The organism is Microbacterium sp. ProA8 (assembly GCF_039905635.1).
Classification (GTDB): domain Bacteria; phylum Actinomycetota; class Actinomycetes; order Actinomycetales; family Microbacteriaceae; genus Microbacterium; species Microbacterium chionoecetis.
The window spans coordinates 1,423,795-1,437,932 of record NZ_CP157000.1 but is presented as its reverse complement, the minus strand read 5'-3'; the positions used below and the strand labels follow the sequence as shown (position 1 = coordinate 1,437,932).

Below are 14,138 nucleotides of genomic sequence, written 5' to 3'. Positions count from 1 at the left end.
TTCGCGCCGGTGGGCAGAAGGGATGAGGACGCCATGACCACGACGGACCAGGAACGCGATGGGCGCCGCGCACCCGATCCCGAGCACGCCGACAAACCCGACACCCCGCGTGAGATCAAGAAGCGATCCTGGAAGTACGTCTTCGTCAAGACCGCACGCGAGTTCTCGGCCGACGAGTGCACCGACATCGCCGCCGCCCTGACCTACTACTCGGTGCTGGCGATCTTCCCGGGCTTGGTCGCGGTGTTCTCGATCTTCGGGCTGATCGCCCGCAACGGCGAGGCCACCGATGCGCTCATCGGCATCGTCGACGGCGTCGCACCCGATGCGGCGGACACCCTGCGAGGTCCGCTCGAGCAGGCGGCGGACTCCCCCGCCGCAGGCTGGGGCCTCATCCTCGGCCTGGCGCTGGCGATCTGGTCGGCATCCGGGTACGTGGGCGCCTTCAGCCGCGCGATGAACCGCGTCTACGAGATCGAGGAGGGCCGACCGTTCTGGAAACTGAAGCCGGCGCAGATCCTCATCACCCTGATCGGCGTGGCACTGATCGTCGTCGCCCTGGTGATCCTCGTCGTGTCGGGGCCGGTGGCCGACGCCGTCGGGTCGGCACTCGGGCTCGGGGAGGTCGCCACGACCGTGTGGGAGATCGTCAAATGGCCGGTGCTCGCGGCGATCGTCGTGGTGATGGTCGCGATCCTCTTCTACGCCACCCCCAACGCGAAGCAGCCGAAGTTCCGGTGGATCAGCCTCGGGTCGCTTCTGGCCATCCTCGTCCTCGTCATCGCGTCGGTGGCCTTCGGCCTCTATGTCGCGAACTTCTCGAACTACGACCGCACCTACGGTTCGCTCGCGGGCGTCATCGTCTTCCTGCTGTGGCTGTGGATCGCGAACATCGCCCTGCTGTTCGGCGCGGAGTTCGATGCTGAGCTGGAGCGAGGCCGGCAGCTGCAGGCGGGCATCGCCGCCGAAGAGGACATCCAGTTGCCGCCCCGCGACACGCGCAAGAGCGACAAGGCCGCCGAGAAGGCACGCAAGGACGTCGAGGAAGGCCGCGCCATCCGCAGTCAGTACGGAGACGACGAAGATTCAGCGGGCGACGGCGACACCGATCAGGACCGACGGCGCGATCGCGGCGCGGAGGAGGCCGGCCGCAATCCCGGCCGGACGTGATGGCGACCGGGTCCGCAGTGTCACCAGCTGACGGGGAGCGCCTTGCCCTCTTCGTAGCCGGCGGCGGACTGCAGACCGACGCGGGCCCGGTCGTGGAACTCCGCGACGGTCGACGCACCGGCGTAGGTGAACGACGAGCGCACCCCCGAGGTGATCATGTCGAGGAGGTCCTCGAGGCCCGGACGCAACGGGTCGAGGTAGATCTTCGACGACGAGATGCCCTCGGCGAACAGCTCTTTGCGGGCGAGCTCGTAGGGGTCGAGCCGGCCGAACCGCTCGTGGACGGCCTTCGTCGAGGCCATGCCCCACGACTCCTTGTAGGAGCGGCCGGCCTCGTCGACCTGCAGCTCGCCCGGCGCCTCGATGGTGCCGGCGAACCACGAGCCGATCATCACGGATGCCGCGCCCGCCGCGAGCGCCAGCGCCACGTCGCGCGGGTACCGCACGCCGCCGTCCGCCCACACGTGCGCGCCCATCAGCCGCGCGGCTTCGGCCGTCTCGAGGACGGCCGAGAACTGCGGCCGGCCGACGGCCGTCATCATGCGGGTCGTGCACATCGCGCCCGGTCCGACGCCGACCTTGAGGATCGTCGCACCGGCGGTGACGAGATCGTGCACGCCCTCGGCGGTCACGACGTTGCCGGCGGCGATCGGGATGCCGAGGTCGAGGTCCGCCACCGTGCGCAGCGCGCGCAGCATGCCCTCCTGGTGCCCGTGCGCGGTGTCGACGACGAGTACGTCGACCCCGGCCGCGGCGAGCGCTCGAGCCTTCGCGGCCACGTCGCCGTTGATGCCGACCGCGGCGGCGACGATGAGGCGGCCCGATGCGTCGACCGCGGGCCGGTAGAGCGTCGAGCGCAGGGCGCTGCGGCGCGAGAGCGTTCCGACCAGGTGGCCGTGGTGCAGCACGCACACCGTCTCCGCCTCGGCGGCGACGATGACGTCGAACGCGTGGCGCGCGCTCTCGATGTCCTCGGCGTCGACGGATGCCGCGCGCCCGCGTGCGAGGTCGCCCAGGCGCGCGTCGGGCAGGGCCGTGCCGAGCCGCGTGGCCGGAACGATGCCGAGGATGTCGTCCGCGTCCAACCGCCCGGCGGCGGCGTCGGCGACCACGATGCCGTGGCCGTCCGTCGCGGGCAGCAGCCGGGCGGCATCGGCGACCGTCGCATCGGCGGGCAGGACGAGGGGCGTGTCCCACTCGACCGGCTGCGCCTTCACCCAGCGGATCGCGGCATCCAGCTCCTGCAGCGGCATGTCCTGCGGCAGCACGCCGAGACCGCCGCGACGAGCCAGGGTGGCTGCCAGGCGTGCACCGGTGACGGAGTTCATGTTGGCCGACACCAGCGGCAGCGTGGCCGTCGTGCCGTCGCCGGGCGAGAGGTCGACGTCGAGGCGGCTGGTGATCGCCGAATGCCGGGGGACCAGGAAGACGTCCGAGTAGGTCAGGTCGACGTCGGGTGTTTCGCCGTAGAACTCCATGACCGCCAAGGGTAGTGACAGTTCCTGTGCGGATAATCATGCGGGTTCTTTCAGCAGCCTCACCCCTTCAGGCCGGAACGGCCTGCGCAGACTGGGCTAGGCTTAACCGTCGCGTGTGCGGGCTCGCAAGCCCCGCGCGCATCCCAGAACTTCACCGATGAAAGCAGGCGATTCAGCGTGTCGAGCCAGGTGACGGGCGTCGGGGTTTCGAACGAGGGAGAGTTCGGAGCCAACGAGTGGCTCGTCGAGGAACTGTACGAACAGTTCAAAATCGACCGGAACTCCGTCGACAAGGCGTGGTGGCCCGTTCTCGAGGCCTACCACCCTGCCGACGGCGCAGCACCGACGGCGCCCCCCGCGCCGGAAGCAGCAGCGCCGGCAGCAGCCGCGCCCGCGGCAGCTGCGGCAGCCGCAGCGCCTGCGGCAGCCGCAGCGCCTGCGGCAGCGCCGGCAGCGCCGGCTGCGGCATCCGAGCCCCGTCCGGTGACCGCGCCGATTCCGGTGATCGGCGCGCAGCCCGTGGCACGCACCACGGCTCGGCCGGCCGCCCCGCAGCCCATCCCGGCGCAGGCGCCGAAGTCCCAGCCGTCGCAGGCCGAGGCCGAGGCCGAGGCCGACGTCGTCACGACACTGCGCGGCATGCCGAAGACCCTCGCGGCCAACATGGACGAGTCGCTGACCGTCCCGACCGCGACCAGCGTCCGCACCGTCCCGGCGAAGCTGATGATCGACAATCGCATCGTCATCAACAACCACATGGCGCGCACGCGTGGCGGCAAGGTGAGCTTCACGCACCTCATCGGGTGGGCGATCATCCAGGCGCTCAAGGAGTTCCCCAGCCAGAACGTGTTCTACGCCGAGATCGACGGCAAGCCGTCGGTCGTCGCGCCGGCGCACATCAACCTCGGCATCGCGATCGACCTGCCGCGGCCCGACGGCACCCGGGCGCTGCTGGTGCCGAGCATCAAGCGCGCCGACCGGCTGACGTTCAACGAGTACCTCACGACGTACGAGGACCTCGTCACCCGCGCCCGCGGCAACAAGCTCACCGCAGCGGACTTCCAGGGCACCACGATCTCGCTCACCAACCCGGGCGGCATCGGCACCGTCCACTCGGTGCCGCGCCTCATGAAGGGCCAGGGCTGCATCGTCGGTGCCGGCGCCCTCGAGTACCCCGCCGAGTTCCAGGGCGCGAGCGACAAGACGCTCAACGAACTCGCCATCGGCAAGACGATCACGCTCACCAGCACCTACGACCACCGCGTCATCCAGGGTGCGGGCTCGGGCGAGTTCCTCAAGAAGGTGCACGAGCTGCTCATCGGCCAGCGCGGCTTCTACGACGACATCTTCGCGGCGCTGCGCATCCCGTACGCGCCGATCCACTGGGCCGCCGACATCAACGTCGACCTCGCCGAGCGCGTCGACAAGACCGCCCGCGTGCAGGAGCTCATCAACTCCTTCCGCGTGCGCGGCCACCTGATGGCCGACACCGACCCGCTGGAATACGTGCAGCGCACCCACCCGGATCTCGAGATCGAGAACCACGGGCTCACCTTCTGGGACCTCGACCGCGAGTTCGTCACGAACGGGTTCGGCGGCAAGCGCCAGATGAAGCTCCGCGACATCCTCGGCGTGCTGCGCGACTCGTACTGCCGCACGATCGGCATCGAGTACATGCACATCCAGGACCCCGGGCAGCGTGCGTGGTTCCAGGAGAACGTCGAGATCAAGTATCAGAAGCCCGGTCACGACGAGCAGCTGCGCATCCTCGACAAGCTCAACCAGGCCGAGGCGTTCGAGACGTTCCTGCAGACGAAGTACGTCGGGCAGAAGCGCTTCAGCCTCGAGGGCGGCGAGTCGCTGATCCCCCTCCTCGACGAGATCCTGCAGGGCGCGGCCGAAGCCGGTCTCGACGGCGCCGCGATCGGCATGGCCCACCGCGGCCGCCTCAACGTGCTGACCAACATCGCGGGCAAGACCTACGGCCAGGTCTTCCGCGAGTTCGAGGGATCCGTCGCCATCGGCTCGAAGAGCGGGTCGGGCGACGTGAAGTACCACCTCGGCACCGAGGGCACGTTCGTCGCCGACAACAAGTCCGAACTGCCGGTGTACCTCGCCGCGAACCCCTCGCACCTCGAGACGGTCGACGGAGTGCTCGAGGGCATCGTCCGGGCGAAGCAGGATCGCAAGCCGATCGGCACCTTCACCTGGCTGCCGATCCTGGTGCACGGCGACGCCGCCTTCTCGGGCCAGGGCGTCGTGGTCGAGACGCTGCAGATGTCGCAGCTGCGCGGCTACCGCACGGGCGGCACGGTGCACGTGGTCGTCAACAACCAGGTCGGCTTCACCACCACGCCCACCGACGCGCGCACCTCGGTCTACGCCACCGATGTCGCGAAGACGATCCAGGCGCCGATCTTCCACGTGAACGGCGACGACCCCGAGGCCGTGACGCGCGTGGCCCAGCTGGCCTTCGCGTACCGCGAGCGCTTCCACCGCGACGTCGTCGTCGATCTCGTCTGCTACCGCCGCCGCGGACACAACGAGGGCGACGACCCGTCGATGACGCAGCCGCTCATGACCAACCTCATCGAGGCGAAGCGCTCGGTCCGCCGGCTGTACACCGAGGCCCTCGTCGGCCGCGGTGACATCACCGAGGAGGAGTACCAGAAGGCGAAGCAGGACTTCCAGAACCGCCTCGAGATCGCCTTCGCCGAGACGCACGCGGCCGAGACCGGGTCGTCACCGGTGGTCGTCCCGGATGCCGCGGAAGAGCCGGCGGCCGGTGAGCCCGAGACCACCGGCGTCTCGCGCGAGATGATCGGCCTCATCGGCGAGACCTTCGTGAACAAGCCCGGCGGCTTCACCGTGCACAACAAGCTGCAGCAGCTGCTCGACAAGCGCCTCGACATGAGCCGGAACGGCTCGATCGACTGGGGCTTCGGAGAGCTGCTGGCGTTCGGCTCGCTGCTGCTCGAGAAGACCAACGTCCGCCTTGCCGGCCAGGACTCCCGTCGTGGCACCTTCGTGCAGCGCCACGCCGTGCTCCACGACCGCTCGAACGGCCAGGAGTGGATCCCGCTGACGAACCTCAGCGAGGATCAGGGTCGCTTCTACATCTACGACTCGCTGCTCAGCGAGTACGCGGCGATGGCGTTCGAGTACGGCTACTCGGTCGAGCGCGCCGACTCGCTGGTGCTGTGGGAGGCGCAGTTCGGCGACTTCGGCAACGGCGCGCAGTCGGTCGTCGACGAGTTCATCTCGTCGGCGGAGCAGAAGTGGGGCCAGCAGTCGAGCGTCGTGCTGCTCCTGCCCCACGGCTACGAGGGCCAGGGCCCCGACCACTCGTCGGCCCGCATCGAGCGCTATCTGCAGATGTGCGCGCAGGACAACATGACCGTCGCGCGCCCCTCGACGCCGGCGTCGTACTTCCACCTGCTGCGCCGCCAGGCGTACGCCCGCCCCCGCCGCCCGCTCATCGTCTTCACGCCGAAGGCGATGCTGCGCCTGCGCGGTGCGACCAGCCCCGTCGAGGACTTCCTCAACGGCAAGTTCGAGCCGGTGCTCGACGACAGTCGCGCCCTGGACAAGTCGGCCGTCAAGCGGGTGCTGCTGCACGCCGGCAAGATCCACTGGGATCTGCGCGCCGAGCTCGAAAAGAACCCGAACCCCGCAGTTGCGCTGGTGCGGCTCGAGCAGTACTACCCGGCACCGGTCGACGAGCTCAACGCCGTCATCGACTCGTACCCGAACGCCGAGCTGGTGTGGGTGCAGGACGAGCCCGAGAACCAGGGCGCCTGGCCGTTCATCGCGCTCGAGGTCGTCAAGCATCTGCGCGGTCGCACCATCAGCCGCGTCTCCCGTGCCTCCGCGGCATCCACCGCCACCGGTTCGCCGAAGGTGCACGCCGCCGAGCAGGCCGCCATCATGCAGCAGGCGCTCACCGTCTAAGCGACGCGTTCCGTCGGTCCGGCCCCGGACGCCCCTCTTCGCGGGTGCGTCCGGGGCCGGTGTCGTCACACCGGTGCCGCCGTCTCCTCGCTCGAGGAGAACGGTCCCGTCCTCGAATGAGGAGCTGAGCCGAGATGAGGATCCTCATCCGGCGCGTCGCCCCGTATCTCTGCTCAAGTCCTCGGTTGAGGATCGCGCCACGGCGGCTCCGCTCACTCCTCGATCGGCTCCACGCCGGCGCGATCGAAGGCGGCGGCCGCGGCATCCGTCGATTCTTCGCCGTCGGTCGGGACCAGGCCGAGACGCGTGCGACGGTCGATCAGATCCGCGATGCCCAGTGCGCCCTCGACCGCGACGCCCCACTGAAGCTCCTGCGCCGTCACACCGCGCGCCCCGCCGGGGCCGTCGGGGAGCGACGCCGCATACGGCGCCTCGGCGCCGAACCGGCGCACCAGGCGGCCGGGCGCCGCGATCTCGCCCAGCCGGTGCCGGGGCCACGCTCCGACGAGCGGGATCGCGCGCGTCCGCGAGGGACGCGAGGGCAGGCCCGGATCGCGGCGGATCACGGCATCGACGGCATCCTCGGCCATACGTCGATAGGTGGTGAGTTTGCCGCCGACGATGCTGAGCGCGCCCGACGTCGACTCGATGATCGCGTGACGGCGCGAGAGGTCGCTGGTGTCGTCGTCCGCACCCGCCAGCAGCGGACGCAGGCCGGCGAACGTCGCGAGCACGTCCCCGCGGTCGAGCGGATCGGCGAGGACCGTGTTCACGGTGCCCAGAAGCGTGTCGATCTCGGCCTCGGTCGCGTGCGCCACCTGCGGGATCGGCCCGTCGGCGGGCACGTCGGTGAGGCCGATGTAGGTGCGTCCGTGTTGGGCCGGCAGGGTGAAGACGAAGCGGCCCGTCGACCCGGGGATCGGCACCGTCAGCGAGACGTCTGAGCCGCCGAGCCGCGCGGTCGACACCACGAGGTGGGTGCCGCGGCTGGGCCGCAGCCGCACCTCGGGGTCGAGTTCTCCCGCCCACACGCCGGTCGCGCTCACGGCGGCACGAGCACGGAGGTCGACGAACGCGCCGGTGACTCGGTCGCGCAGCGTCGCCGTCCGGCCTGTGACCGAGACGGCCTCGACGCGGGTGAGAATGGATGCCCCGTGCCCGGCGGCCGTCCGCGCGACGGCGACGACGAGCCGGGCGTCGTCGATGAGCTGACCGTCCCAGCCGCGCACGCCGCCGCGCAGGTCATCTGCGCGCACGGCGGGGGCGAGTCGCAGTGTCTCGCCGGGACTGATCGCGCCGGGGCCCGGCAGGAGCGCGCCCGGCGTCCCGACGGCGCGGCGCAGGCCGTCGCCCAGTTCGTAGCCGAGGCCGATGTAGGCGCCGCGTGCGACATGGCCCCGCCCGTGCAGCGGCACGACCTGCGCGAGCGCGCGCGTGAGGTGCGGCGCCGTGCGGGTGAGGAGGATGTGCCGCTCGAGCGCGCTCTCACGCGCGATGCCCACCTGCCCGGAGGCGAGGTAGCGCAGGCCCCCGTGCACGAGCTTCGAGCTGAAGCGGCTCGTGCCGTGCGCGAGGTCGTGCCGTTCGACCAGGACGGTGCGCAGGCCGCGGCTCGCGGCATCCAATGCGATCCCCACCCCGGTGATTCCGCCGCCGATGACGAGCAGATCGATCTCGCGCTCGTCGGCGAGCGCCTCGAGTTCTCGCGCGCGCCGCGCGGCGGTGAGGGCCGAGGGGAAGGGCGTGCGCCCGACGATGCGCGCGTTCATCGCTCAGGACTCGACATGGTGAATATCGAACACAGTATTTCGGCTACATGATGCAGCCCCGGCCTCCTGGCGTTCACGCCGCCTCGGTCCCGTATCCGAGGTACCCGCGCAGCGCATGCCCGAGCTCGGTGCGCCATGCGCCCTCAGGCAGCCACTCGGCCACGAGCGGTGCGGACTGCACCGCGGATTGGGCGATCAGCAGCACCATCGCGGCGAGCTGCTGCGGATCTGCCGGGCGCACGAACCCGGCCCGCTGCCCCGCGGCGATGCGCCGCGCGGTCTCGGCGAGGATCGCGCGCTGGCTCGCTCCGAGCCGGTCGAGGATGTACCGCGCGAAGAGCTCGGGATCCGTGTCGCGCAGCCGATCGACCAGGGGCAGCCGGCGTACGCGGTCGGCGGTCTCGGCGAGAAGGCCGGCAAGCTCGTCGAGATCGGCGCACTCCCCCTGCTCGGCGGGGAGCGCCGCGACCAGCTCGCGGGTGACGAGCGCGGCGAACACCGCCTGCGCGTCCGGCCAATAGCGGTAGAGCGTCTGCCGCGCGATCCCGCAGCGGCGGGCGATATCGGATGCCGTCGTCCGGCGTATCCCGTGCGCCAGCACCTCGGCGAGCGCAGCGTCGAGGATCGCGGTCTCGGTGTCGGGCACTCCATCGGCCATGTGACAACCATACAGAACGTGTCATACTGTCGCCATGGCTGCGATGGCGCACACCGATCCTCCCGGCGAACCTGCTCCCCCGGCGCGTCCCCTCGCAGTGCCCACGCTGCGACCCCGCGGTGCGTGGGACGCCTGGGGCTCGGAAGCCGCCCGCCTGCCCGCCGCGGCGAAAGCGATCATCGCGACCGTCCTCCCCGGCAAGGCGCACCCCGTGCGACGGCGCGCCGTGCCGGCCCTGACGCCGCCGCTGCTGTCGGACGCCGACCTCGACGCCCTCGCCCGGGTCGTGGGCCGCGATCACGTGACGCGCGACGACGAGGTGCGGCTGCTGCACCTCGGAGGCAAGAGCACCGCGGACCTGCTGCACCGCCGGCTGGACGACCCCCAGGCCGCTCCCGACGCCGTCGCCTCGCCCGCCGACCACGACGAGGTCGCCGCGGTGCTGAGCGTCTGCGCGGAGCGCGGCATCGCCGTCATCCCCTTCGGCGGGGGCACGTCGGTCGTCGGCGGCGTCGACCCCGCGAGGGGAGAGCACCGCGCCGTCATCGCGCTCGACCTCACCCGCACCGCCGCCCTCCTCGCGCTCGACGAGGTCTCGCTCCTCGCGACGTTCGGCGCCGGCACCACCGGTCCGCAGGCCGAGGAGCTGCTCGGAGCGCGCGGCCTCACCCTCGGCCACTTCCCGCAGAGCTTCGCCTACGCCTCGCTGGGCGGGTATGCGGCGACGCGGTCGAGCGGTCAGGCGTCGCGCGGCTACGGCCGCTTCGACGACCTCGTCCACGCGCTCCGCGTAGCCACGCCGGCCGGTGATCTCGCCCTCGGCCGCTCCCCCGCGAGCGCCGCCGGCCCCGACCTCCGCCAGCTCTTCCTCGGATCCGAGGGTGCCTTCGGCGTTCTCACCGAGGTCACCGTCCGCGTCCGCCCGACCCCGGCGGCGACCGCCTACGGCGCATGGTCCTTCCCGGACTTCGCCAGTGGCGCGTCGGCGTTCCGCGAAGCCACGCAGCGCGGCATCCGTCCCACCGTGCTGCGGCTGAGCGACGAGACCGAGACGCGCGTGAACGCCGCGTTGGGCGGCCATCTCACCCGTCTGCGCGGATGCCTGGCCGTCGCGACCTTCGAGGGCGCGGCCCCCGCCGAGGCCGAAGCCACGCGAGACGACCTCGCCGCGGTGTGCACCGCACACGGCGCCACCTCGCGCGGCGAAGACCCTGCCCGATCGTGGGAGCGCGGCCGTTTCGCCTCTCCGGCGCTGCGCGACACCCTCATGGACAGCGGCATCCTCGCCGAGACCCTCGAGACCGCGGCGACCTGGACGCACCTGCCCGCTCTGAAGCACGCCGTCACGGCCGCGCTGACCGAGAGTCTCACCGCGACCGGCACCAAGCCCCTCGTGCTCTGCCACATCTCGCACGTCTATCCGGCAGGCGCCTCGCTGTACTTCACCGTCGTCGCCGCACTCACCGATGATCCGCAGACCCGGTGGGCGAGGGCGAAGGATGCCGCGTCCCGCGCGATCGGAGAGACGCACGGCACGATCACCCACCACCATGCCGTAGGGCGCGACCACCGCCCCTACCTCGAGGCGGAGATCGGCGCACTCGGGGTCGAGGTGCTCCGCGCGGTGAAGCGCGTCCTCGATCCGACCGGCATCATGAACCCGGGCGCCCTCGTGACCCCGGCGGCCGAACCGGCCGACCGCGCATGAAGGTCGCGCTTCTCGTCAATCCCGCTGCACGCGCCGGGGCGCACACGGGCGCCGCGACGCGCGCGGCCGAGCACCTGCGCACCCGCGGTGTGCAGACATCGATCTTGAGCGGCGGCAGCGCGGCCGAGTCCTCCGCCCTGCTGCGCGCCGCGATCCAGGTCGGCGTGGACGCCGTCGCGGTCGCGGGGGGCGACGGCACCGTCAACCTCGCGATCCAGGAGGTCGCGGGGACCGGCATCCCTCTGGGCATCGTCCCCTCCGGCAGCGGCAACGACTTCGCGGCCACCCTGGGGCTGCGCGAACTCGACGTCACGGCTGCGGCCGACACCATCGCCGGCGGTCGCACTCGGCGGGTCGACCTCGCCCGCGTGACCCGCAGCGACGGCTCGACGCAGTACTTCGGCTCGGTGCTGGCCAGCGGCTTCGATTCGAAGGTCAACGACCGCGCCAACGCGATGCGATGGCCGCGCGGCGGCTCGCGGTACAACATCGCGATCCTCGTCGAGTTCCTGACGCTCGCCGGCATCCCGTACGAGGTCGAACTCGAGCTGGCCGACGGCACACGAGAAAACCTGAGCGGCGACCTCGTGATGGCGACGGTCGGCAACGGGCGCACCTACGGGGGCGGCATCCCGATCTGCCCGGACGCCGACCCGGCGGACGGGCTGCTCGATCTGGTGCTGGTGCGCCCCGCCGGCCGCCTGCGTCTGCTTCGGCTGCTGCCGCGGGTGTACCGCGGCACGCACGGCGGGGTTGCCGAGGTGTCGATCCGGCGCGTGCGCGCGGTGCGACTGTCTTCGCCGGGCGTCACCGCGTACGCGGACGGCGACCCCATAGGGGCCCTGCCGCTCAGGGTCGACGTGGTGCCCGGCGCGCTCACGATCTTCACCCCGGCCGGCTGACGGCCGGCACCACCGTGCCCGCCGCACCGCGGCGAACGCCAGCCGTCAGTGCGTCGCCTGAACCGCCCGCAGCTTGGCCAGCACCTGATCGCGCAGCTCTTCGGGTGCGCTCTCCTTGCAGGCCCGGGCGACCACCTCGGTCAGGGTCCGTGCGACGAGAGCCTCGTCGCGGCAGCTCGCACAGTTCTCGAGGTGCTCGGCGATGTCGCCCTGTTCGGTCTTGCAGACCTCGTGGCGCAGGTACTCCTCCAGGTCGCGCCGGGCCTTCTCACAGCCGCAGTCGGTCATTTCGTGCTCCTCGTGGCGGCAGTCGCGATGCCGCGCTCTTTTGCGTAGTCGGCCAGCAGTTCACGAAGCATCCGCCTGCCACGATGCAGACGGCTCATGACCGTGCCGATGGGGGTCTTCATGATGTCGGCGATCTCCTGGTAGGCGAAGCCCTCGACGTCGGCGAGGTACACCGCCAGCCGGAAATCCTCCGGGATGGACTGCAGCGCGTCCTTCACGACCGACGCGGGCATGTGGTCGATCGCCTCGGCCTCGGCCGAGCGGGTGCTCGACGCAGTGGTCGACTCGGCACCGCCGAGCTGCCAGTCCTCGAGGTCATCGATCGTGCCCTGGTACGGCTCGCGCTGCTTCTTGCGATAGGTGTTGATGTAGGTGTTGGTCAGGATGCGGTACAGCCACGCCTTGAGGTTCGTGCCCTGCGTGAACGTCTTCCACGAGGCGAAAGCCTTGACGAAGGTCTCCTGCACGAGGTCGGCCGCGTCCGCGGGGTTGCGAGTCATGCGCATGGCGGCGGCGTACAGCTGGTCCATGAAGGGCAGTGCCTGCTCTTCGAACTGCGCGCGCGGATCCTGCACCTGGTCCGTCTGGTCGATCGGGTCGCTCATCACGCGCCAGTCTACGGCGGCGGCCTCCAGGCCGCCGGGGACCGGCGCGACGGGCCCGCTGTGCAGCAGCGGCGCCTCGAGGTCGAGGCGGTCGAGAGTGGCGAACATCCAGCTCCGTTCGGTGGGTGGCTCGCGGCCCGTGTCGACGTGCATTACGCGTCGTTCCGGAGCCGTTCAGTAGGGTAGAACCCGATGACAGCCGACGCGTATTCCCCGACCTCCGCGCCGATCGAGCGCGGCCATTGGCACGCTCCCGTCGCAGACGGCCCGCTGCATGCGACGGTGACCGTCCCCGCCTCGAAATCCCTGACGAATCGCGAGCTCATCCTCGCCGCACTCGCCGACGCCCCGAGCCGCCTCATCGCGCCGCTGCACTCCGACGATTCGGCGCGCATGATCGACGCCCTGCGTTCGCTCGGCGTCGGCATCGAGCTCGTTCCCGGCACCGGACTGTACGGCGACGACATCGAGGTGACCCCGGTGTGGCCGATGCACGGCGACACCGAGGTGGACTGCGGTCAGGCCGGCACCGTCATGCGGTTCGTCGCCGGGCTGGGCGGTTTCGCCCGCGGCGATGTCACGCTCACCGCGCACGAGAGCGCCCTCCACCGCCCCATGGGCGCCATGATCACCGCGCTGCGCGACGTCGGCGTCGACATCGACGACGGCGGCCACTGGGCCCTGCCCTTCATCATCCGCGGGCACGGCCACGTGCGCGGGGGCGAGGTCACCATCGACGCCAGCGCCTCGAGCCAGTTCGTCTCGGGCCTGCTGCTCGCCGCGCCGCGCTTCGACGTCGGTCTGCAGCTGCGCCACGCGGGCGAGCGGCTTCCGAGCATTCCGCACATCGACATGACCGTCGAGGCCCTCGCGCACCGCGGTGTGCACGTCGAGCGTCCGGGCGTCGGCGAGTGGATCGTGCCGGCAGGTCCCGTCCGCGGCAAGGATGTCGCGATCGAACCCGACCTGTCCAACGCGGCGCCGTTCCTCGCTGCGGCGATGATCGTCGGCGGATCCGTGTCGGTCACCGGTTGGCCGGCCCACTCCACCCAGCCCGGCGCCATGCTCACCGAGATCCTGTCGCTGATGGGCGCCCGCGTCGTCCGTCGCGGCGGCGCACTCACCGTCACCGGGGGCACCGGCATCCAGGGCGTCGACCTCGACCTGTCGGCGGCGGGCGAGCTCACCCCGACGATCTTCGCGCTCGCGGCCTTCGCCGAGTCGCCCTCGACCCTCCACGGCATCGGTCACATCCGCGGGCACGAGACCGACCGGATCGCGGCACTGGTCGCCGAACTGCGTGGCCTCGGCGGCGAGGCGGAAGAGCTGCCCGACGGCATCCGCATCGTGCCGCGGCCGCTGCGCGGCGGCGTGTGGCATGCCATGCACGACCACCGCATGGCGACGACCGGTGCGCTCATCGGACTCGCCGTGCCCGGCGTCGAGGTCGACGACATCGGCACCACGGCGAAGACGATGCCGGAGTTCCCGCAGATCTGGCAGCGCATGCTCGACGGCGAGCACGCGGACGGCGTCTCCGAGGAGACGATGCGCGCCTCGTGAGCGGCAGCGGAGTCGGTGGCGGAGCGATCGGGGTGACACGGTGAAG

The 14,138-nt window shown here is 71.1% G+C and carries 10 protein-coding genes; 5 read left to right on the top strand and 5 right to left on the bottom strand.

Features of this window, described 5'->3' with window-relative positions:
- The first annotated feature begins 33 nt into the window (after positions 1 to 33).
- Entirely contained in the window at positions 34 to 1,170 is a 1,137-nt protein-coding gene (locus tag ABG085_RS06035) for a YihY/virulence factor BrkB family protein (RefSeq protein WP_347978512.1), read from the top strand.
- A gap of 20 nt (positions 1,171 to 1,190) precedes the next feature.
- Here the strand turns inward: ABG085_RS06035 and ABG085_RS06030 are convergent, their stop codons facing one another.
- Positions 1,191 to 2,648 carry a GuaB1 family IMP dehydrogenase-related protein gene (locus tag ABG085_RS06030; RefSeq protein ID WP_347978511.1) on the bottom strand — a complete coding sequence of 486 codons (1,458 nt, stop codon included), beginning with the start codon at positions 2,646 to 2,648 and terminating at the stop codon, positions 1,191 to 1,193.
- 177 nt (positions 2,649 to 2,825) lie between these two features.
- Here ABG085_RS06030 and ABG085_RS06025 point away from each other — a divergent pair, with 177 nt between their 5' ends.
- Positions 2,826 to 6,599, top strand: a complete 3,774-nt coding sequence (locus ABG085_RS06025; RefSeq protein ID WP_347978510.1) for a multifunctional oxoglutarate decarboxylase/oxoglutarate dehydrogenase thiamine pyrophosphate-binding subunit/dihydrolipoyllysine-residue succinyltransferase subunit — start codon at positions 2,826 to 2,828, stop codon at positions 6,597 to 6,599.
- A 212-nt stretch (positions 6,600 to 6,811) separates the two neighbouring features.
- Here ABG085_RS06025 and ABG085_RS06020 read toward each other — a convergent pair whose 3' ends face one another.
- The gene (locus tag ABG085_RS06020) at positions 6,812 to 8,368 is read right to left on the bottom strand and encodes a glycerol-3-phosphate dehydrogenase/oxidase (RefSeq protein WP_347978509.1); all 1,557 of its coding nucleotides are present in this window, start codon (positions 8,366 to 8,368) and stop codon (positions 6,812 to 6,814) included.
- 73 nt (positions 8,369 to 8,441) lie between these two features.
- Positions 8,442 to 9,026 carry a helix-turn-helix domain-containing protein gene (locus tag ABG085_RS06015; protein WP_347978508.1) on the bottom strand — a complete coding sequence of 195 codons (585 nt, stop codon included), beginning with the start codon at positions 9,024 to 9,026 and terminating at the stop codon, positions 8,442 to 8,444.
- 34 nt (positions 9,027 to 9,060) lie between these two features.
- Between ABG085_RS06015 and ABG085_RS06010 the strand changes: the two genes are divergently transcribed.
- Together ABG085_RS06010 and ABG085_RS06005 are read left to right on the top strand one after the other, a co-directional pair.
- Complete coding sequence (locus ABG085_RS06010; protein WP_347978507.1) at positions 9,061 to 10,734, top strand: FAD-binding oxidoreductase; 1,674 nt, start codon at positions 9,061 to 9,063, stop codon at positions 10,732 to 10,734.
- Positions 10,731 to 11,636 carry a diacylglycerol kinase gene (locus ABG085_RS06005; protein WP_347978506.1) on the top strand — a complete coding sequence of 302 codons (906 nt, stop codon included), beginning with the start codon at positions 10,731 to 10,733 and terminating at the stop codon, positions 11,634 to 11,636. The genes ABG085_RS06010 and ABG085_RS06005 overlap by 4 nt, the downstream gene beginning before the upstream one ends.
- Before the next feature lie 45 nt (positions 11,637 to 11,681).
- Here ABG085_RS06005 and ABG085_RS06000 read toward each other — a convergent pair whose 3' ends face one another.
- Both ABG085_RS06000 and ABG085_RS05995 read right to left on the bottom strand, forming a co-directional pair.
- Entirely contained in the window at positions 11,682 to 11,924 is a 243-nt protein-coding gene (locus ABG085_RS06000; RefSeq protein ID WP_347978505.1) for a zf-HC2 domain-containing protein, read from the bottom strand.
- A complete protein-coding gene (locus ABG085_RS05995) occupies positions 11,921 to 12,529 on the bottom strand; it encodes a sigma-70 family RNA polymerase sigma factor (protein WP_204259993.1) in 609 nt (202 codons plus the stop codon). Before ABG085_RS05995 ends, ABG085_RS06000 begins: the two co-directional genes overlap by 4 nt.
- Before the next feature lie 192 nt (positions 12,530 to 12,721).
- Between ABG085_RS05995 and aroA the strand changes: the two genes are divergently transcribed.
- On the top strand, positions 12,722 to 14,092 hold the full coding sequence (gene aroA, locus ABG085_RS05990; RefSeq protein ID WP_347978504.1) for a 3-phosphoshikimate 1-carboxyvinyltransferase: 1,371 nt from the start codon (positions 12,722 to 12,724) through the stop codon (positions 14,090 to 14,092).
- Positions 14,093 to 14,138: the final 46 nt, after the last annotated feature.